The sequence below is a fragment of the Streptomyces sp. NPDC002619 genome (assembly GCF_042889305.1).
Lineage (GTDB): Bacteria > Actinomycetota > Actinomycetes > Streptomycetales > Streptomycetaceae > Streptomyces.
The window spans coordinates 1-17,346 of sequence record NZ_JBIAQV010000046.1 but is presented as its reverse complement, the minus strand read 5'-3'; the positions used below and the strand labels follow the sequence as shown (position 1 = coordinate 17,346).

The window sequence follows — 17,346 nt, the reverse complement described above, 5'->3', positions numbered from 1 at the left end:
CAGCGAACCGGTATCACGGAGTGCCACGGCCATACGACTCGCAGGTTGGCGTGCTCCACTCGCAATCTGGCGTGCTCCGTCGCACAAGGGCAGTCCTCACTCACCTCGCGATGTTCGATTTATGTTCGATATATTGATCTCAGAGGTGCATCGGCAGCCCTCGAAGCGCTGGGAGGCGGATAGTCATGCTGCTGCGAACGGCGTGCGTCTCGCGGCCCATGGTGACGAACCCGTCCGCAGCAGGAAACCGAGACACTCTGAGGTATCTGGAGAACCCCGGAAGCGCCGGGTGAGCACCATGACCCACGAGCGCGCCATCCTGCGCATCCACTTCCACCACGGCGGCAATGAGGACCTCTACCACCAGCTCCTGACCGTCCTCGACACGATCTCCCGTTACCTTCTTCGTGGCCCCGCAACGGGGCTCCCGGCCTCCGGCTCGGCATGACTGTTCCCCCCTGTAGTTCGCATGATCTGGGGGGTGGTGTCACCGGGCCGGAGGCATCGGTAGACCGCTGATAGGGGCAGGACCACCAGCTCGCTGGGAGGGTCTTCGTAACGTGGATGCCGGCGACTGGTGCCACACCAACGAGGCCGGGACAGCACGACCTCGTAAGGGACCAGCGTGATCGACACCGGCGATGTGGACGTCTTCCTCGGCCTGGACGTCGGCAAGGGCGAGCACCACGGGACCGCCCTGCCCCTGGCCGGCAAACGGGTCTTCGACAAGCGGCTGCCGAACAGCGAACCCAAGATGCGGGCCATGCTGGACAAGCTCACCGCCAAGCACGGCACCGTCCTGGTCGTGGTCGACCAGCTGGCATCCATCGGCGCCCTGCCGCTCGCGGTCGCCCGGGATGCCGGATGCCGGATGCCGCGTCGCCTACCTGCCCGGCCTGACGATGCGCCGGATCGCCGACCTCTACCCCGGCGAGGCCAAGACCGACGCCCGCGACGCCGCGATCATCGCGGACGCCGCCCGCACCATGACACACACCCTTCGCGCCATCGAGCTCACCGACGAGACTATCGCCGAGTTGGAGATGATCGTCGGCTTCGACGACGACCTGGCCGGCGAGGCGACCCGCATCGCCAACCGATTGCGCGGCCTCCTCACCCAGATCCACCCGCACCTGGAGCGCGTGCTGGGGCCAAGACTCGACCACCCGGCCGTCCTCGCACTGCTAGAACAGTTCGGCTCACCGGCCGCTCTGCGCAAGGCCGGACGCCGCCGCCTGCTCAGCATCGCCCGGCCAAAGGCCCCGCGCATGGCCGAGCGCCTGGTCGAGGACCTCCACACCGCGCTCGACGAGCAGACCGTCGTCGTGCCGGGCACCGACGCGGCCGCCCTGATCGTGCCTAGCCTGGCCGGCTCCCTGCGAGCCGTCTTCGACCAGCGCAAGCTCCTGGAGAAGCGGATCCAAGAGCTGCTGGACGAGCACCCGCTCTCGAAGCTCCTCACCTCCATGCCCGGCATCGGCACCAGGACCGGCGCTCGGATCCTGATAGACGTCGGCGACGCAAATGCGTTCCCAACCGCCGCCCACCTCGCCTCCTACGCCGGCCTCGCCCCCGCGACCCGCAACTCCGGCTCCTCCATACGCGGAGAGCAACCGTCCCGCCGCGGCAACAAGCAGCTGAAACGGGCATTCTTCCTGGCCGCGTTCGCCTCGCTCAACGACCCAGCCTCCCGGTCCTACTACGACAAGAAGATCAGCCAGGGAAAGCGCCACGCCCAAGCACTCCTCTGCCTGGCCAGACGCCGGGTCGACGTCCTGTTCGCCATGCTCCGCGACGGCACCTTCTACGAATCACGACCAGCATCCGTCGCCTGACCAGGCCGGAAGGCAGGCCAGCGCTTACTACGTGGATCCCTCACCACAAGGCAGGTGGGCCGCCACGTCATAGTTCGCGATCTTGCCGGCCAGGCCGCGCGGGCTCACTCCGTGCGAGTTCTCCCGGTCAAGATCAGCGCCGGCCTCCAGCAGCACGCGCAGCGTGGCGCCCTCGCCCCGGAAGCTGAACACGGCCCGCCACAAGGCGGTGCCACCATGCTGATCGCCCACGTCCACCAACGCGCCCGCCGGCAGGAGCATCTCGGCGGCCAATGGGTCCTGGGCCTGCGCGGCGAAGTGCAACGGGGTCCAACCCGCCGTGTCCACAGCGTCCGGATCCTCCCCACCCGCCAACAGCTCGCGCAGCCCGGCAACGTCACCGTGCGCCGCGGCATGGTGCACCGCAGTGCGCCCCATCTTGTCCCGCCCCTGGTCGCCATCTGTCATGACGCCCATCCTCTCGTCGGGCTTGACGAAGGACATAGGGGCACCCCCCGCTGGCAGGCCCAGCCCCCGGCCGCCGCCGACCTCGACGCAACAGGCGCCTTGCGCTACTTCGACCGCCACCCCCGCGACCTGGCCCAGCTCATCGCCCTCCGAGCCGCCGCGCTGTACGGCACGCAGACCACCATCAGTGGCGGCAACTCCATCCTGATCGCCGCCATGGCCGCCTACGCCACCCCACCCGGCCGCATTACCATCATCGAACCCACCCCAGACGCGATCGCCGCCTTCCTCAACCCCCGCCCCGTCCGCGCCCTGCCCGGCATCGGCCCCGCCACCGCCGACCTCCTGACCCGCCACGGCCTCCACACCATCGGCGCCCTCGCCAACGCCCCCCTGCTCACACTCCAGCGCCTCCTCTCCCGATGTCACAGAGCGCTGTCAACTCCCAGGAGGCGGCTGCCGATTGAGGGCCGTCGCTAGGACGGCGGTTTCGCCTGTGTCTGGGCCGCCTGCAGGTCGGCGAGCAGTTCTGCCTGCCCGGCGAGCACGCCGGACAGGATGGTGCGGGCGACCCTGAGCAGCTCTGCGATGTGCGGGCTGGTCAGCGAGTAGTACACGGTCGAGCCCTCCTTGCGGGTCACGACCAGGTTCGCCCGCCGCAGCACGGCCAGCTGCTGGGACAGATGCGCCGGCTCGATGCCCACCTCCGGCAGCATCTCCGCGACCGCGTGCTCGCGCTCGCTCAGCAGCTCCAGGACGCGGATGCGGGCCGGGTGGCCGAGGGTTTTGAAGAACTCGGCCTTCAGCTGGTACAGCGGCGTACTCACCGTGCCGTCGCCTCCCCGGTACAGCAGCACGGCCCCACCGGCCGGGCCTTGGCGTATCGCATCCACTCACTCGTCAAGAACATGCGGCCCATCCTCGCCTGCGGCACCGGCCAGGCCGAATCCGCACCGGGGACGAGTACCGCCGAATCCAGCGGTGACGACCTCAGGAATTGCTAATATTAGCAATTCCTGAGGTCGTGTGAGGGAGGTTCGCGTGAGGATCACGCCGCTGCGCGGTTTCGGCGTCACCTGGCTCAAGTGCCCCGCCTGCCGCCTCAAGTGCCGCCCCACCGCCGTCGGCCCGGGCGGCGCCTGCCCGCGCTGTGGCAACAGCCGCCTGTTGAGGTTGTCGCTGGGCGGCAGTGGTGCGCAGTCGACGCAGGACACCAAGCGCGACTGAACCCATGCACGGCAGGTAAGCGGGGGAGAGACGTAATGGGTGACTGGGACGTTCAGTCAGGCAGCGGAATCCGCTTCGAGTGGGGTCCTTCAGGTGCGAGCCATCTCGCGGGCGAGGCGGCCTGTCTGGTCGCTGTGGACGTGCTGTCGTTCACCACGGCGGTGAGTGTGGCCGTCGACAGGGGGGATCCGTGTCCTTCCCTTCTGGTGGCCGGGCGGGCCCGCGACCGAGGTCGAACAAACCGGCGCCGCCCAGGCCGCTGCGGCGTATGCCCGGCAATCGGGCGGCCGGCTGGCCGTTCATCGCCACGCCGTCACGTCGGACACACCCTGGTCGTTGTCGCCCGCCCACCTGTGTGCCGCCCCCTTCGTGGCCCGTCTGGTGCTGCCGTCGCCGAACGGCGCCGCGATCGCGGCCGCCGCCCCGCCCGCTGTGCGGGTGGTCGGCGCCTGCCTGCGCAACATCACCGCGGCCGGCAACTGGCTCACTGCGCGGGGCTACGGCACTCCCGAACACCCCGGCGCGGTGATCGCTGCAGGCGAGTTGTGGCCGGACGGCAGCCTGCGCCCCGCTGCGGAAGACCTGCTCGGCGCCGGAGCCCTCATCTGCGACCTGTACTCCCAGGGCGCGGGCCCGCTGTCCACGGAGGCCGCCGCCGCGAAGGCGTGCTACGAAGGCACCGCCGACCTCGCCCACGCGGTCGCCACCAGCGCCTCCGGCCGTCAGCTGGCCGCGATGGGTTTCGTCGAGGACGTGGCGATCGCCACCGAGGAGGACGCTTCCGCCCTCGTGCCCGTACGGGACGGCGACGGTGCCTTCGCCTCGGGGTGAGAGCCGGCGAGGTCAGTTGCCCGGCTCATCTCCATCCGGCCACCCCGTGGTGCGCCACTCGTGACGCCCCTCCACCTGTTCCCCGTGCTCTGAGTCGTGCGCGGCAAGCGCGGCAGCCAGGTCGGCATGGACCGGGATGGGCGGGCAGCCCCCGGCGGGGACGAGAGACCCGTCGGCGGGAATGGCGGCCAGCTCCAGACCACGGCCTGCCTGGGCGAGGCGGCGGGCGGCGTCGATGATCGCCAGCTGTCCCTCGGCCGACCAGCTACGCAGCTCGGTCAGATCGACGATGACCGGGCCGGTGCCGCGCACCAGCGCCCAGCCGACCGCGCCGGTGAAGCGGCGGACGGCGTCGGGGCCGAGGTATCCGGCGACGGAGAGGATGCCGAGGTTCTCCTCGGCGGTGTAGCGCCAGTCGATGGTCATGGTGGTGGACTTCCTTGCCGTGCGGCCCGGTTGGATTCAGAGGGGGAGGGTGATCCAGATGCTCTTACCGCCGCCATCGGCATCCGCGCGGACGACGGCCGTACCGCCCAGACCGAGGACCAGCTCCATGACGGTGCCCAGCCCCCCGGCCCCGGTTCCCGTGACGGCCCCGTACAGCGCGGGCTGGTAGGGGTGGCGGTCGTGGACGGCGAAGGCGAGGCAGTCCGGGCCTGCCGCGTAGATCACCGTGACCTGTGGGGAGAGGACCGCAGCGTGCCGCACGCTGTTGGTGACCAGCTCGCTGACGATCAGCAGGGCCGGGTCCACGGTTGGGTGGCGCAGGCCAATCCCCCACTCCACCAGTGCCTGTTCGGCCGCCTCGCGGGCTATCCGGACGGCCGACGGCTCGGCGGGCAGCGTGACCACGTGCCGGTAGGGCAGGGCTTCTAGCTGGGTGGACATCAGCCCTCCGTACCCTGGGCGAAGCGGAAGCCGGTCACGGTCTGCGGGCGGATGCGGACGAGTGTGTCGTGCGGACCGTGGACCCAGCCGGGCAGGGTGCGTTTGTAGTGGGCGGCCTCGTCCGGATCGGTGATCGCGTCGGCGGGCCCGGAAGCGGTGACGGTCCAGCCGGTACCTGTCACAGCGCCCACCTCGTCCACCTGGTACGTCGCGGACACAGACACCGCCGCGGCTGGGGTGGGTGTGCGGACGATCAGGCTGCCGAACTCCCACACGTGCCGAGCGGGACGGACAACGGCCTGCTCGCGCTGCACGTACACCAGCCGCCCCAGGCTGCTGCCCTCCAGCAGCCACACGGCCTCCGGACCGGAGACCTCGGTCATACGCAGTACGGCGGGACGGGTACTCATCGGACTGCTTCCTCGCTGGTGGCTGTGGCCGGCTGGGCCGGGACGGCGGGCAGGACCCCGGCCTTCTCCAGGTGATCGCGCGCGCCCCGGATCGCCTCGGGGGTGGTGGCGTACTCCCGGCCCTCGTGGCGCAGCAGCTCCAGGGCGCCCACGGAGTCGAGGACCTGGAGCTGGCTCGGGCGTATGCCCGAGGCGAGCACGAGGATGCCGCGCCGGTGAAGTTTCTCCACCGCGTCCTTGAGGACCAGCGCCCCGGTGGCGTCCATCGTGGAGACCCGGGACATGCGCAGGATGACGACCCGGACGTCGGCCACCTCGGTCAACTCCAGCAGGAAGCGGTGCGCGGCGGCGAAGAACAGCGGGCCGTCGATGCGGTACGCCACGATGTGCTCGGCCAGCAGCGCGTGTTCCTCGGCGCTGTGGTCGCCCCTGTCGAGGGGCACCTGGTCGAAGCGGGCCTGCTTGGCGACGGCGCGCAGGGCGAGCGCGCCCGCCACGACCAGGCCGATGATGACCGCGTAGACGAGGTCGAGGGCGAGCGTGGCGGCCGCGGTGAGGACGAGTATGAGCGCGTCCGAGCGGGTCGCCTTGGCCATCGCCCGCAGCGAGCCGACCTCGACCATGCGGATCGCCGTGGCCAGCAGGACGCCCGCCAGGGCGGCCAGCGGGATCTTCGAGACGAGGGGTGCCGCCGCGAAGACGATCACGGCCAGGACGGCGGCGTGGGTGAGTGCGGCCAGCCGGGAGCTCGCGCCGGTGCGCACGTTGACGGCGGTGCGGGCGATCGCGCCGGTCGCCGGGACACCGCCGAACAGCGGGGCAGCGATGTTGGCCAGGCCCTGACCGAAGAGCTCGCGGTCCGGGTCGTGCCGCTGGCCGACCGTCATGCCGTCGGCCACCGACGCCGACAGCAGCGATTCGAGCGCGGCCAGGGCGGCGACCGCCACGGCCGGGGCGAGCAGGGTGCCGAGTGAGCCAAGGTCGAGGAAGGACAGCGACGGCACGGGCAGCCCGGACGGCAGATCGCCGATCGGCTTCGCCGTGTCCAGGTGCGCGAGCTCGGCCACGACCGTCGCAGCGATCACGGCCAGGATGGAGAACGGGACGGTCGGCCGCCACCGGGCGCCGAGCAGCATGGCGACGGCCACCGCGATCGCGAAGCCGACCGCCGTCCAGTTCGGGGCCTTGGCGAACTCCTCGACCGCTCGCCACGTCACCACCAGGACGCGATCGCCCTCGGGCTTGGTCACGCCAAGGGCGTTCGGGATCTGCTGCAGGCCGATCACGCAGGCGATGCCGAGAGTGAAGCCCTCGACGACGGGGGCGGGCACGTACTGCATGTACTTGCCGGCCCGCAGTGCCGCCAGGCCGACGAGCATGACGCCCGCCATGAGGCCGACGGTGAGCACCCCGGCCGGCCCGTACTGGCCCACGATCGGTACGAGTACCACCGTCATCGCGCCGGTCGGGCCGGACACCTGCAGATTCGAGCCGCCGAAGACCGCGGCGAGGACACCGGCGACCACCGCGGTCGCCAGGCCCGCCTCCGCGCCGAGCCCCGAGGAGACGCCGAAGCCCAGCGCGAGCGGCAGGGCGACGACGGCGACGGTCAGGCCGGCCAGCAGGTCCCGGCGCGGGTCACGCCGTATCTCCGCCAGATCGGTGCGGCCGGGCAGCAGGGCGGCGATCCGGGCCCACACCCGGCCGAATGCCGTGGTCATCGCGCGACGACCTCGGCTTCCCGCAGCTCGGCCAGCAGCTCGTTCCGCCCGGTCAGCATCTCGGTCAGGATCCGGCGCGCCGCCTTCATCAGGTCGGCCACGTCTCCGCCGGCCAGCTCGTAGACGACGGTCGAACCCTGCCGCGTCGACGTGACGATGCCCGAGCGGCGCAGCACCGCCAGCTGCTGCGACAGGCCGGCGGGCTCCACCTCGATGGCGGTGAGCAAGTCCCGTACCGGCGTCGGCCCGTCCTGCAGCAGCTCCAGCACCCGTATCCGGACCGGATGCCCCAGCATCCGGAAGAACTCGGCCTTGGCCTGGTACAGCGGAATGGACACGACTCCTCGGCTTCCCCTACGAGCCCCACCCGGGGGCGGACGCGAAAGGCTGTGCCCGCGGCTACCTGCAAGCACAGCCAACAAAGCATCTAACCAATTGCGAAATTATGCAATTCGGCATCCTGCTACAGCCCTGGTCACCCCTCCGTGCAGGGGGGCGCCCGTCTCGGGGTCAGGCTTTCTTGACCACGCTCGACTTGAGCTGCATCGCCCCGAAGCCGTCGATCTTGCAGTCGATGTCGTGGCCGTCCACCCCGTCGACAGCCGGATGTTGCGCACCTTGGTGCCGGCCTTGATCCCCGAGGGACTGCCCTTGACCTTGAGCGCCTTGACGACGACCACGGTGTCGCCGCCCTGCAGCAGGTTGCCGACGGCGTCCTTGACGACGCGCTCCCCGGCGAAGTCGCCGCTCTCGGCACCGGCCTCGGCGGGAACCCATTCGTGGCCGCACTCCGGGCACACTGCTAGGCCGTGTCTGACAAATGATCTCGCCGTGGGAGGCTTTCCTCACAAGGAGAGGGCAGCGCTGATGCGGCTCGACCGTGGAGCGACCGGGTTCTGGCAGCACGGTGACGCAGTTGTACCGAACGCAGGAGCGTCGACGGCGTGGTCTCGGTCGCCGAGCACATCGCGTACCGGACCGACGACTCACGGACTTCCCCCACCGGTCCATAAGGCATCGCCGGACCGGGATCGGGCGAAGGGCCGACGGCAGGACCGGCGGCCCTTCGCGGACGGAATCAAGGACGTCGGCTTGCCGTGGCCCGCACGGCCCTCGGCAACGGGTCCCGCTTCCGGCTCAGCCGGCGATCTCGATGTGGTGCGGCCTGGCCTGCTCGGCCTTCGGGACACGCACGGTGAGGACTCCGTTGGTCAGCTCGGCACTGATGTGCTCGGTGTCGGAATCCGGCGGCAGACTCGTGCGGTAGTCGAACTGCCCGATGTGGCGGGTGTGCCGCCGAACCACGCCGGTGCGTTCCTTCTCCCTGATCTCGCCGTGGACATCGAGCTCGGAGGCGGTGACCTCCACGGTGATCTGGTCCTTGCCCACACCGGGAAGCTCCAGCTCCACCAGGTAGGCGTCCTCGGTGTACTCGACATCGGCCAGGGGCGCCCACCCCTCGGCCGCGCCGAACTCACCGCCACCGGGGAAGGCGGACTGCATGAGCCGGTCCATCCGGGTGTGCAGATCTTCGAGTTCGCGGAAGGGGTCCCACACCGGGAGAGCGCCCCTGCTGCGTCGGACGGGAAGTGTCATCGGTCGTCCTCCTTGTTTGCGCTGCGTCGGCGCGCCCGCCCCGCCGGGCATCCGCGAGGTTCGGTCGCTGCGCCGCGGTCGGTCACCCGGGCCATCCCGCCGTCGGGCGCGTACCTGGCCCGGTCGCCGGTGCGCCCATGCCGTCGATGTCACGCTCGCCGGCATCCACCAGCTGCCGGCCGAGGTCGCACATGGCCCTGCCCGCCGCCAGTTCGTCACCGATCTCCGGCACATCCGTGTCCACGGGGTTGCAGCGCGCGGCCCTGTGGCCGGTGAGCGCCCTGGCTGGGGTGTCCAGCACCACACGTGCCTTCGTCGTTCCCTCGTCCTCGAAAAGGTAGAGGTGAACCTTCCACTCCACGGTATGCGGCATCACTTTCCTCCTCATCTCGGTACAGACCGGCGTGATCCGGACGCGGTCCGCTCACAGCACCGCAGGTCCGCGGCCAAGGCCCGGGTCTCCTCCTCGATACGGCGCCGGACCCCGTCGGCGAATGCCGTCAGCCGCTGGGAGGCCACCGCCTGCGGCGCGACGAACTGCTCGTGAGCGAACTGGCCACCAACGCCGCCCGCCATGCACGAGGGCCGATCCGACTCCGCCTGCTCCACAGCCAGTCCCTCATCTGCGAGGTCTCCGACAGCAGCACCGCCACGCCCCAGGTCCGCCGCGCCGCCGAGACCGACGAGGGAGGACGCGGCCTTGCGATGGTGAGCCTCCTGGCCCATCGGCCGGGGTACTCGCCACGACACCCAGGCAAGACCATCTGGGCGGAGCAGCCTCTCCCGCCCGCGGCCATGCAGTAGTCGGTGTGCGGCGACCGGCCTGAAGTTCGGATCCGAACCGTCACCGCCCGGCGAGTGCTCGCTCGGCGGCGTCATCGGCAGCAACGCGTGGGGCACGACGACGGCCCAGTAGTACGACATGCGGAACGCCCCACCACCGAGCAGCCGCTGCGGGTCGCGGAGTTCGACACGCTGTTCGCCGAGCGACTGGCCGGCTCCTCCCGGCCGGAGCGGCTGCGTCTGGAACTGATGCGCACCGGCAGGAAGCGCGCGGCGGAGACCGTGCGCGACCTCGTGGCCCGCGAGAGCGGCTGCTGCTCGTTCTTCACCTTCACCGTCGACCGCGGCCCGCAGCCCCCGGGTGTGTTCTGCCAGGACCCTCAGGAGGCCGCTGCCGGCCTCGACCTGGTGGCGGCGCCACCGCCGTGCGGCGGCCTTGCACCGCGTGGAGCAGAACCGCCTGTCACCGCGGGACCGCACCGGCAACGGCTGGGAGCAGTTGATGCACGCGCACCGGCGCGCCTTCCCGGCCACGGGGACCCCGTAGTTGGGGCGGTCTCGCGCATGGTGCCTGCGTGTGGCCGTCGGCTGGCGGCATTGCCCCGTTCGGGGCTGGCGCTATCGCTCCGCTTCCGCGGACAGGGCGGACGAGGCCGGCGGAGTGTTGTCGCTGGTGGAACGGGAAGCGGTGGTGTCGGGCGGGTCCGGTGCCTGGTCGGCGTGCGGGACGGCGGCCGTGGGGTGGCAGGCTCGGCCGCCGGGCAGCAGGGAGTGTGCGGCGTGCAGGGCGCGGGCGAGCAGGTGCGCGCGCCCGGCGACGATGGGGCCGAGGACGGCGAGGACGAGGACGTAGCTGGCGATGAACGGGGCGAGGCGGCCGTCGAGTCCGGCGCTGGCGGCCATGGCGGCCAGGATCAGCGCGAACTCGCCACGCCCGAGGAGCGTGGTGGCGATGTTCGCGGCGGGCTGAGGGCCGTAGCGGTACAGGCGTGCTGCCCACAGTCCCGCGGCCACGTTCATGGCGATGGTCAGTGCGACGGCGGCGGCGACCGGTACGGCGACGGAGGCGATGTCTGCTGGGTTGATGGCCAGGCCGAAGGCGAAGAAGAAGATCGCGGCGAAGGCGTCGCGCAGCGGATGCACCAGTTCACGGATCCGCGGAGCGGAGGGGGTTCCAGCGAGGATCAGGCCGACCATGAAGGCGCCGATGGCGTCGACCACCCCGAGGACCTCGGAGACGCCGGCGATGAGGATCGCGGCGCCGAGAAAACTGATGACCAGCAGTTCGTTGTCGCGCACCGCGATCAGGCGCCCGATCAGGCGGGTGCCGTAGCGGGCCGCGATGGCCAGCACCATCAGGAATGCGAACGCCTTGGCCGCCTGGAGGATCGTGTCCGCGATGCCCTGGGCGCCGCCGAGGACGGGCTGGAGCGCGGCAAGGTACAGGGCGAGGAAGATGTCCTCGACGACGGTGACCCCCAGGATGAGTCGGGTCTCGGGGCGAGCGATGCGGCCGAGGTCGACGAGGATCTTGGTGACGATCGCGGAGGAGGAGATGCCCAGGACGCCAGCGAGGACCAGGGCCTCCCGTGCTCCCCATCCCAGGGCGAATCCGAATCCCAGACCCGTGCCGACATTCAGCAGCAGGTAGGTTCCGCCCGCGGCCAGCAGGCGCCTGCCGCCGCTTTTGAGATCGTCGAGGTGGAACTCCAGGCCCAGGTAGAACAGCAGGAGCACCAGCCCGAGCGCGGAGAGCATCTCGAAGTCGTGCGGGTCCTCGACCAGGACCGGGCCTGGGGTGTGGGGGCCGAGCAGGATGCCGGCGAGCATGAACAGCGGGATGGTCGGCAGGCCGATCCGCCTGCCGAGGCGGGCGAAGACGGCGGCGGCCAGGAAGGCGCCGCCCATGGCGAGCAGGGTGTCAGCATGTCCCACGGGTCACCACCTTCCGCAGTGCGGCGGGCATAGCATGCCGAAAGTGACGGAATCCGATACATCCTCCTTTGTTCCGGGGTCGGTCAGGGTTCGGTACTCGTGGTCAGGCGGAGCGCACGGGCGCGCATAAGGGGAGGTCAGGGTGGTCTGAGTCGTATGGCGGCGTGAGCAGATACATCGCCACTCCCGCCGTGACCAGGCTGGCCGCAAGAAGCAGCCCCTGAGGCAGCACGATGCCCGTGACCAGCAACGCCAAAGAGAGTGCCAGCAGCGCCCGAGCCGGGCCGCGCCTTCGCCGGTACTCGCGAGGCTGGCGTGGGCGCCCCTTTTGCAAACCGCGGGCAAAATGCGAGTCGCTTTGCTGCGTCTGTGCCTCAAGATCACGCAGCGGATCGGTCTTGGGCTGTGCCATGGCTCCTCCCTCCGTGGCCCTGATGCGGGGTCTTTGCCACCTTCACACGCGGCCTCGTGGCACCACCATCGGGTCCAGCACCCATTCCGTAGGTGCCCGACCCCCACAACCGGCCCGGTACGTGGGCGTCGGCACCGATGGACACCAGCGCACCGCACCCCGCAGGCTGACTTTGAAGGCCGAGGGCCCCTCGTCGGCCGGGGCACCTACACCGGTGGGCGAGCCAGGCCGGTCACAGCCGCTGGCACAGCGACGGGAGGAGAGGTGGGTCGATGCCCCTGTTCTGGCGGATCTTCCTGCTCAACGCCGTGGTGCTGACCGCAGCGACCGCCCTGCTGCTGGGACCGGTCACCGTCTCCACCCCCGTTCTGCTCACCGAGGCCGCCGTCCTCACCGTCGGACTGGCCGCGATGCTGATCGCCAATGGCGTGCTGCTGCGCGTCGGGCTCGCCCCCCTGCAACGCCTCACGCGCGCCATGACCACCACCGACTTGCTGCGGCCGGGAACGCGCCCGGCTGTCGGCGGTCGCGGTGAGGTCGCCGAACTGATCACGACCTTCAACGCCATGCTCGACCGGCTGGAGGCCGAACGCGCCACCAGCGCCGCCCGCGCCCTGTCCGCACAGGAAGCCGAACGCCACCGCATCGCCCAGGAACTCCACGACGAGGTCGGCCAGACCCTCACCGCCGTCCTGCTCGAACTCAAACGCGTCGCTGATCACGCACCACCCGCCGTACGTGAAGAACTCCACCAGGTCCAGGAGAGCACGCGCGCCGGCCTCGACGAAATCCGTCGCATCGCCCGCCGCCTGCGCCCCGGCGTCCTGGAAGAACTCGGACTGACCAGCGCCCTCAAAGCCCTCACCGGCGAGTTCACGGGCCCCGCCCTGGCCGTACGCCACCACATCGACGCCGACCTGTCTCCCTTGAGCCGGGACACCGAACTCGTCCTCTACCGCGTCGCCCAGGAAGGCCTGACCAATGCCGCCCGCCACTCAGGCGCCCGCCGCGTCGACCTCACCCTTATGCACACCCCCGCAGGCGTGGAGCTGAGCGTCCACGACGACGGCCACGGCATCCGCGGCGCTCCCGAGGGGGCCGGCATCAGCGGCATGCGCGAACGTGCCCTGCTCATCGGCGCCGACCTCACCCTCGGCCCCGGCCCCGACAGCGGCACCGAGGTACGTCTCGTCGTCCCTACCCACCACGGGAGCCACTGACTATGCCCGAGGCGACCGAAACCCGCATCCTGCTCGCCGACGACCACGCTCTGGTCCGCCGCGGAGTCCGCCTAATCCTTGATGCCGAGCCCGACCTGACCGTGGTCGCCGAAGCCGGCAACGGCGCCGAGGCGCTCGAAGCCGCCCGCACCCACCGCCCGGACCTGGCCATCCTCGACATCGCCATGCCCCGCATGACCGGTCTGCAGGCCGCCCGCGAGCTCTCCCGCACCCAGCCCGACATCCGCCTCCTCATGCTGACGATGTACGACAACGAGCAGTACTTCTTCGAAGCCCTCGCAGCCGGCGCCTCCGGCTACGTCCTCAAGTCCGTCGCCGACCGTGACCTCGTCGAAGCCTGCCGCGCCACCGTGCGCGGCGAGCCCTTCCTCTACCCAGGTGCCGTCAATGCCCTGGTCCGCAACTACCTCGACCGAGCCCGGCACGGTGAGCCCGTGCCCGAGCGGGCCATCACCGACCGCGAAGAGGAAATCCTCAAACTCGTCGCCGAAGGCCACACCTCCCAGCAGATCGCCGACATGCTCGTCATCAGCGTCAAGACCGTCGAACGCCACCGCGCCAACCTGCTGCAGAAACTCGGCCTCAAAGACCGCCTCGAACTCACCCGTTACGCCATCCGCGCCGGGCTCATCGAGCCATAGCCCGAACCTCACTGCAGCCGACCCACCTCCCACGGGCAGAGGACCTGCGGCACCACGGCACTCGGCTTGAACGAAGGCGACAGCAGGAACGTCAAGGACGACTCCGGAGCCTGGTGCCCGTCACTGTCCTGCTTCCCGAAGTTGGTGGCAGCGTGCGCAGTAGCGGACGTGCGGCATGATCTTGAGGCGGTCCAGTGCGATGGGCTTGGCGCACAGGTGGCACCTGCCGTAGCGGCCCTGGTCCATCCGATTCAATGCCGCTTCCACGTCGGCAAGGACCATCCGGGCCGAAGCGGCGAGCTTGACGTGGACCTCGATCTGCGAAGCGGCCTGCTACCAGCGCATGTGGTCGGCTCGCGGCTGGGAGGACGCTGCGATCTGCCGCAGTTGCTCCTGGCGGAACAGGCGCTGCTCATGCAACGTTTCACGCAACGCGGCGAGGTACTCGGGGCGCAGGCCCGCATTCTCGGCGGCGATGACCTGGTTGTTCACTTCCTCATGCCTCCATACGGCCGAGCCTCTTCATGGCTGCACAGCCGAACGCAGTTTCATGTGCTGCCGTGCCAGAGGCGTCTGCGGCTGTGGCAATGGGGTCGGCGGATGCTTTATGGCTCCACCCTTGTCGCTCAAGCGGCGGGCGGCCATCGGCCCCAGCACCCAATTCGCAGTGGGCTCGGCCATGTAGACGGCGAAGGAGATGAGTGTCGTCCACTGCCCGTTCCTTGACCCGGATTCGGCTCCCGGGGCAGACCCCACAGCGGTCATCCCCCGCATCAGTCAGAACGGTCAGCCTAACGACACTGAGCTCTTTCCATCTCACTCTGAGCTGGCCAGATGCAGGGCGAGGACGGCCTGGACGAGAGCGGTGATGCGGGTGGTCGAGCACCGGAGCTTGCGGAGGAGTCTCCAGGCTTTGAGGGTAGCCATGGCCTGCTCGACGAGTGCGCGGATTTTCGCGTGGGACCGGTTTACGGCCTTCTGACCGGCGGAAAGGATTTCCCAGCGACCCCAGCAGGGGGTACGGACCGTGCCGCCGGTGCCCCGATACGCCTTGTCCGCCCAGCACTGGACGCCGGTCTCGGCGAGGGCGTCGACGATGCCGTGTTCGCGAGCCGCGCGGACATCGTGGACGGCGCCGGGCAGGGCCGGTGAGGCCCACAGCAGTCGGCCGAAGGGATCCGTGAGGACCTGCACGTTCATGCCGTGCTTCTTGTGTTTCCCAGAGTAGAAAGGCCGGTCCGCGGCAATGCGGTCGATCGGCAGGAGCGTGCCGTCGAGGATCACGAACGCCTTCGTCGACGCGGCCCGTATCGCGTCGGTCAGGGTGGGCGCGAGGTCGGCCAGGAGTTCGACAGCCTCGGTGACATACCGGTAGGCGGTCGTGATCCCGACGCCGAACTCGGCCGCGAGCTGGGCATACGTGTGTCCCACCCTCAGGTGGGCGAGCGTGAGCAGGGCCTGCCGGCCGGCGCTCAGACGCCGCCAGTGGGAGCCGATCGCGCGACGGTGCTGCCGCAGACGGGTGGACAGGAAGCGTAGGGCAGAACTGGACACGTCGACGCCCGACGGGTAGACAAGCATGCGAAGCCTCTGGTGGAGACGGTTCTCTTGGTCGAAAACCCATCTACCAGGGGCTTCACCACATTGTCAGCCCAACCACCCTGTCCTTGCCGCAGGTTGGAAGGAGCTCATGTGCTTCCCCGCCCTCCCGGTCAACACCCGTTCGCTCCCGGTAAAGGTCTATAGACCCGTGAATGCTTCAGACCCGCACGTCAACGCCTTCGCCGAGATCTTCGGCGATCCGCCGGCCGACTACGCCGTACCTGTCGACTGGGCGGCAGTCGAGTCCTGGTTGGGGACGAGCCTGCCCGCCGACTACAAGGCCATCGCCGCCGCGTACGGCCCACTCGACATTGGCGCCTGGCTCTGGCTTCACATGCCATGCGTCAACCGCGGTTGGTTCGACTATGGGGCCTGGGTCCAGCAGACTCGGCGTAACGCCCCCGGCGTCCTTCCCTTCGGCGCCACCCGTACCGCCGATACCCTCTACTGGGACACCACCGCATCCGACGACCCCGACCAGTGGCCGGTCGTCATGCACTGTCAGGACGACGAGAACGCGGGCCGCGACCCCTGGCGGCGCTTCGCGACCCCGCTCGTGCCGACGCTGGCCAGGCTCGTGGCCGACGGCATGCGCCCGGTGGCCGCCCGAAGTGGCATGCAAACCGACCTGGAGCGCACCCCGTGGACACCGCCGCCTCGGCGACCGGAGCCAACCGCTCAGCAGCGGGCGGCGCTCACCACAGGCAGCGGGCTGGAGACTTTGATCGCACTCGTCCCGCCGCCGGAGACACCCGCGCTCGGTAAGCACAGCTGGGACTGGCTGTACGAACGGCTGGGTACACGTCTGCCCGGCGAGTACGTACGACTGATGGAGCGGTACGGGGCCGGCTCCTGGTGCGGCTGGCTGCGCTTCAACATCCCCTTCGGCGAGGACCAGTACGCGCTCGCACCGTGGGCCGAGTGGTACGCGGAGACCTACCAGGGGCAGCGAGCCAAGTTCCCTGAGTATCATCCCCTGGCTGTCTATCCCGAGCCCGGGGGATTCCTGCCCTTCGCCGACTCCATCGACGGCGACCAACTGTGCTGGCTGACCGAAGGTGCCACGCCGGACGACTGGCCATTGATCGTCGTACCGCGCCATGCCGACCAAGGCCCACCGCTCAACACCGACCTCACCAAAACCCTGCTGGAGTGGCTGCGCGGCCGGTACGCGACCGAGGGCCTGCCCCCGCTCGGACGCCGCGACGAGGACCCTCTCGACTACATCGAATTCGAGCCCTACGACGCAGAACCAGCCGCTGATGACCAATGATTCAGCGCCGCATCGGTCGAGTTCGAGGTAGGTAGCCGACTCCATCAGCACACCCCACCCTGTCGCCGCCGCTCCACGGCAGGCTTCTGCGATCTCGGCGCGCGGCTCATTCGTGGAAGCGGAGGCGATCTGCATCGCGGACAAGGGGGACAAGGGGCACCAAGGTACCGGCCCCGCGGTCCTGGTGCCCTACCGCAGCCAGTGGGACAACCGGTCCGCAGGTTCAGCAGGCGGTGAACGTCCCCCATGGGAAGATCCGGGCCCTGGGCGAGCAGGCCACGGCCACGCTGAAGGACTGGCGGCTGCTGCGGCAGCTGAGGTATTCCAACATCCGCATCACCACCCTGGTTCAGGCCGTCCCCACTTGCATCTGACCAGTCAGACCGAGGATGAAAAACGCTCACTAGTAGTCGGGTCGCCCGGGGGATTCTCACCCCCGGGCTCCCACGGAACCGTACGTGACAGTCTCCCGTCATACGGCTCTTGTCGTTCTGGGCCTCGCCC

20 protein-coding genes and 4 pseudogenes are annotated in these 17,346 nt (G+C 69.8%); 10 read left to right on the top strand and 14 right to left on the bottom strand.

The window, feature by feature from the left end:
* Nucleotides 1-289: 289 nt before the first annotated feature.
* Both ACFYXB_RS38165 and ACFYXB_RS38160 read left to right on the top strand, forming a co-directional pair.
* Nucleotides 290-448, top strand: coding sequence for a hypothetical protein (locus tag ACFYXB_RS38165; RefSeq protein WP_389589585.1), 159 nt, complete (start codon nt 290-292; stop codon nt 446-448).
* A gap of 177 nt (nt 449-625) precedes the next feature.
* A pseudogene (locus ACFYXB_RS38160) lies at nt 626-1,835 on the top strand (IS110 family transposase).
* Nucleotides 1,836-1,862: 27 nt separating this feature from the next.
* On the opposite strand, the gene ACFYXB_RS38155 reads toward ACFYXB_RS38160, so the two are convergent.
* Nucleotides 1,863-2,282 carry an ankyrin repeat domain-containing protein gene (locus tag ACFYXB_RS38155; protein ID WP_389589584.1) on the bottom strand — a complete coding sequence of 140 codons (420 nt, stop codon included), beginning with the start codon at nt 2,280-2,282 and terminating at the stop codon, nt 1,863-1,865.
* A 99-nt stretch (nt 2,283-2,381) separates the two neighbouring features.
* Between ACFYXB_RS38155 and ACFYXB_RS38150 the strand changes: the two genes are divergently transcribed.
* On the top strand, nt 2,382-2,762 hold the full coding sequence (locus tag ACFYXB_RS38150; protein ID WP_389589583.1) for a hypothetical protein: 381 nt from the start codon (nt 2,382-2,384) through the stop codon (nt 2,760-2,762).
* On the opposite strand, the gene ACFYXB_RS38145 is transcribed toward ACFYXB_RS38150, so the two are convergent.
* Nucleotides 2,759-3,109: a metalloregulator ArsR/SmtB family transcription factor gene (locus ACFYXB_RS38145; RefSeq protein WP_336542276.1), complete on the bottom strand. Its 351-nt coding sequence runs from the start codon at nt 3,107-3,109 to the stop codon at nt 2,759-2,761. The two genes, ACFYXB_RS38150 and ACFYXB_RS38145, sit on opposite strands and share 4 nt — an antisense overlap.
* Nucleotides 3,110-3,323: 214 nt before the next feature.
* On the opposite strand from ACFYXB_RS38145, the gene ACFYXB_RS38140 reads away from it, so the two are divergent.
* Nucleotides 3,324-3,509, top strand: coding sequence for a hypothetical protein (locus tag ACFYXB_RS38140; RefSeq protein ID WP_389589582.1), 186 nt, complete (start codon nt 3,324-3,326; stop codon nt 3,507-3,509).
* A gap of 336 nt (nt 3,510-3,845) precedes the next feature.
* A complete protein-coding gene (locus ACFYXB_RS38135) occupies nt 3,846-4,340 on the top strand; it encodes a 2-phosphosulfolactate phosphatase (RefSeq protein WP_389589581.1) in 495 nt (164 codons plus the stop codon).
* A 12-nt stretch (nt 4,341-4,352) separates the two neighbouring features.
* Here ACFYXB_RS38135 and ACFYXB_RS38130 read toward each other — a convergent pair whose 3' ends face one another.
* The 8 genes and pseudogenes from ACFYXB_RS38130 to ACFYXB_RS38095 all read right to left on the bottom strand — a co-directional run bounded on the left by ACFYXB_RS38130 (nt 4,353) and on the right by ACFYXB_RS38095 (nt 9,328).
* Complete coding sequence (locus tag ACFYXB_RS38130; RefSeq protein ID WP_389589580.1) at nt 4,353-4,766, bottom strand: STAS domain-containing protein; 414 nt, start codon at nt 4,764-4,766, stop codon at nt 4,353-4,355.
* Nucleotides 4,767-4,802: 36 nt separating this feature from the next.
* Nucleotides 4,803-5,228, bottom strand: a complete 426-nt coding sequence (locus tag ACFYXB_RS38125) for an ATP-binding protein (RefSeq protein ID WP_389589579.1) — start codon at nt 5,226-5,228, stop codon at nt 4,803-4,805.
* Nucleotides 5,228-5,638, bottom strand: a complete 411-nt coding sequence (locus ACFYXB_RS38120; protein WP_389589578.1) for a pyridoxamine 5'-phosphate oxidase family protein — start codon at nt 5,636-5,638, stop codon at nt 5,228-5,230. Before ACFYXB_RS38120 ends, ACFYXB_RS38125 begins: the two co-directional genes overlap by 1 nt.
* Nucleotides 5,635-7,359 carry a SulP family inorganic anion transporter gene (locus ACFYXB_RS38115; protein ID WP_389589577.1) on the bottom strand — a complete coding sequence of 575 codons (1,725 nt, stop codon included), beginning with the start codon at nt 7,357-7,359 and terminating at the stop codon, nt 5,635-5,637. The genes ACFYXB_RS38120 and ACFYXB_RS38115 overlap by 4 nt, the downstream gene beginning before the upstream one ends.
* A complete protein-coding gene (locus ACFYXB_RS38110; protein WP_389589576.1) occupies nt 7,356-7,697 on the bottom strand; it encodes an ArsR/SmtB family transcription factor in 342 nt (113 codons plus the stop codon). Before ACFYXB_RS38110 ends, ACFYXB_RS38115 begins: the two co-directional genes overlap by 4 nt.
* A gap of 172 nt (nt 7,698-7,869) precedes the next feature.
* Nucleotides 7,870-8,165, bottom strand: a pseudogene (locus ACFYXB_RS38105) (zinc ribbon domain-containing protein YjdM); the annotation flags it as partial.
* Between the two features lie 331 nt (nt 8,166-8,496).
* Nucleotides 8,497-8,955: an Hsp20/alpha crystallin family protein gene (locus tag ACFYXB_RS38100; RefSeq protein WP_389589575.1), complete on the bottom strand. Its 459-nt coding sequence runs from the start codon at nt 8,953-8,955 to the stop codon at nt 8,497-8,499.
* Nucleotides 8,956-9,037: 82 nt separating this feature from the next.
* Entirely contained in the window at nt 9,038-9,328 is a 291-nt protein-coding gene (locus tag ACFYXB_RS38095; RefSeq protein WP_389589574.1) for a DUF1876 domain-containing protein, read from the bottom strand.
* Nucleotides 9,329-9,498: 170 nt separating this feature from the next.
* On the opposite strand from ACFYXB_RS38095, the gene ACFYXB_RS38090 reads away from it, so the two are divergent.
* On the top strand, nt 9,499-9,759 hold the full coding sequence (locus ACFYXB_RS38090; protein ID WP_389589573.1) for an ATP-binding protein: 261 nt from the start codon (nt 9,499-9,501) through the stop codon (nt 9,757-9,759).
* Nucleotides 9,760-10,356: 597 nt separating this feature from the next.
* Here the strand turns inward: ACFYXB_RS38090 and ACFYXB_RS38085 are convergent.
* Nucleotides 10,357-11,673, bottom strand: coding sequence for a cation:proton antiporter (locus tag ACFYXB_RS38085; RefSeq protein ID WP_389589572.1), 1,317 nt, complete (start codon nt 11,671-11,673; stop codon nt 10,357-10,359).
* A 103-nt stretch (nt 11,674-11,776) separates the two neighbouring features.
* A complete protein-coding gene (locus tag ACFYXB_RS38080) occupies nt 11,777-12,085 on the bottom strand; it encodes a DUF3040 domain-containing protein (protein ID WP_389589571.1) in 309 nt (102 codons plus the stop codon).
* 272 nt (nt 12,086-12,357) lie between these two features.
* Here ACFYXB_RS38080 and ACFYXB_RS38075 point away from each other — a divergent pair, with 272 nt between their 5' ends.
* Together ACFYXB_RS38075 and ACFYXB_RS38070 are read left to right on the top strand one after the other, a co-directional pair.
* On the top strand, nt 12,358-13,305 hold the full coding sequence (locus tag ACFYXB_RS38075) for a HAMP domain-containing sensor histidine kinase (protein WP_389589570.1): 948 nt from the start codon (nt 12,358-12,360) through the stop codon (nt 13,303-13,305).
* Between the two features lie 2 nt (nt 13,306-13,307).
* The gene (locus ACFYXB_RS38070) at nt 13,308-13,967 is read left to right on the top strand and encodes a response regulator (protein ID WP_389589569.1); all 660 of its coding nucleotides are present in this window, start codon (nt 13,308-13,310) and stop codon (nt 13,965-13,967) included.
* 120 nt (nt 13,968-14,087) lie between these two features.
* Here ACFYXB_RS38070 and ACFYXB_RS38065 read toward each other — a convergent pair.
* Both ACFYXB_RS38065 and ACFYXB_RS38060 read right to left on the bottom strand, forming a co-directional pair.
* A pseudogene (locus ACFYXB_RS38065) lies at nt 14,088-14,459 on the bottom strand (TraR/DksA family transcriptional regulator).
* Between the two features lie 324 nt (nt 14,460-14,783).
* Nucleotides 14,784-15,548 carry a transposase family protein gene (locus ACFYXB_RS38060; RefSeq protein ID WP_389589568.1) on the bottom strand — a complete coding sequence of 255 codons (765 nt, stop codon included), beginning with the start codon at nt 15,546-15,548 and terminating at the stop codon, nt 14,784-14,786.
* A gap of 169 nt (nt 15,549-15,717) precedes the next feature.
* Here ACFYXB_RS38060 and ACFYXB_RS38055 point away from each other — a divergent pair, with 169 nt between their 5' ends.
* A complete protein-coding gene (locus ACFYXB_RS38055; RefSeq protein WP_389589567.1) occupies nt 15,718-16,842 on the top strand; it encodes an SMI1/KNR4 family protein in 1,125 nt (374 codons plus the stop codon).
* A gap of 55 nt (nt 16,843-16,897) precedes the next feature.
* Nucleotides 16,898-17,216 (top strand): annotated as a pseudogene (locus tag ACFYXB_RS38050) (IS5/IS1182 family transposase); the annotation flags it as partial.
* Nucleotides 17,217-17,346 lie beyond the last annotated feature (130 nt).

Coding starts and splice junctions, on each gene's coding strand:
- ACFYXB_RS38155 (WP_389589584.1), bottom strand. CDS start 2,282: ATGACAGATGGCGACCAGGGGCGGGACAAGATGGGGCGCACTGCGGTG.
- ACFYXB_RS38130 (WP_389589580.1), bottom strand. CDS start 4,766: ATGACCATCGACTGGCGCTACACCGCCGAGGAGAACCTCGGCATCCTC.
- ACFYXB_RS38125 (WP_389589579.1), bottom strand. CDS start 5,228: ATGTCCACCCAGCTAGAAGCCCTGCCCTACCGGCACGTGGTCACGCTG.
- ACFYXB_RS38120 (WP_389589578.1), bottom strand. CDS start 5,638: ATGAGTACCCGTCCCGCCGTACTGCGTATGACCGAGGTCTCCGGTCCG.
- ACFYXB_RS38115 (WP_389589577.1), bottom strand. CDS start 7,359: ATGACCACGGCATTCGGCCGGGTGTGGGCCCGGATCGCCGCCCTGCTG.
- ACFYXB_RS38100 (WP_389589575.1), bottom strand. CDS start 8,955: ATGACACTTCCCGTCCGACGCAGCAGGGGCGCTCTCCCGGTGTGGGAC.
- ACFYXB_RS38095 (WP_389589574.1), bottom strand. CDS start 9,328: ATGCCGCATACCGTGGAGTGGAAGGTTCACCTCTACCTTTTCGAGGAC.
- ACFYXB_RS38080 (WP_389589571.1), bottom strand. CDS start 12,085: ATGGCACAGCCCAAGACCGATCCGCTGCGTGATCTTGAGGCACAGACG.
- ACFYXB_RS38075 (WP_389589570.1), top strand. CDS start 12,358: ATGCCCCTGTTCTGGCGGATCTTCCTGCTCAACGCCGTGGTGCTGACC.
- ACFYXB_RS38070 (WP_389589569.1), top strand. CDS start 13,308: ATGCCCGAGGCGACCGAAACCCGCATCCTGCTCGCCGACGACCACGCT.
- ACFYXB_RS38060 (WP_389589568.1), bottom strand. CDS start 15,548: ATGCTTGTCTACCCGTCGGGCGTCGACGTGTCCAGTTCTGCCCTACGC.